2 protein-coding genes are annotated in these 667 nt (G+C 46.8%); both read right to left on the minus strand.

The genetic code is table 11. From position 1 onward, the window contains the following. The coding region (locus SCJ97_11700) for a hypothetical protein (GenBank protein ID MDW7740692.1) at window positions 1-312 on the minus strand (312 nt) is incomplete at its 3' end. A gap of 163 nt (window positions 313-475) precedes the next feature. Further along, window positions 476-667, minus strand: a 192-nt coding sequence (locus tag SCJ97_11705) for a hypothetical protein (GenBank protein MDW7740693.1), incomplete at its 5' end; no start/stop codon positions are given.

Below are 667 nucleotides of genomic sequence, written 5' to 3' on the forward strand. Positions count from 1 at the left end.
GCGCTGCTGATTATATTCCTCCACTGCTGCAGTGAAAAGTTCTTCAAGCCTTTCAAGAGCCCGATTCTCTAAAGTTTCAAAGTGGGGCTCGTACTTTTCAATAATATCATCTAAGAGCTCAGAGTCGTTTTCCGGTTCGGGTTCTTCGGCGAAGTCATCAAAGAATTCATCTCCGAACTGGGAGCGGAGCTGAGATTCGAGTAGGGGATTTAGGGTGAAGTAGGTGAAATAGACGTAAGCCCCTGCGGTCAGGAGGGTTATCAGTGTAACTGCTATGATGATTAGGCTTCGCTTTTTGAGGTGTTTAGTCAATTTGGTGTTTCCTTTCGGTGTGTCAGGGGGACAGTTCCATCGTGTTCCCTTCGGTCATTCGCTAACGCTCATGACACGCTCGAACCGTCCCCGCAGACACACTAATGATGTCCCCTTCGAACCGTTCCTGCAGACACACAGGTACATGAATGATGTCCCCTTTTTACTTCAGGCCCAGTCTGGTTAATATTTTATCGCATTCTGCGTAGTCGAGGAAGTAGTACTCTATGTCTTGATTAATTTTATCTTCGTGTACAGTTCTGATTTCTCCAGGCAGGACTACCAGTTCCATTTCACGGGGATCGCGGTTGTAGAAGATATTGGCGATGGTTAGAAGATCCCAGTCGTCCATGTT

Source organism: Bacillota bacterium, assembly GCA_033549065.1.
In the GTDB taxonomy this organism is placed as follows: domain Bacteria; phylum Bacillota; class Dethiobacteria; order DTU022; family DTU022; genus JAWSUE01.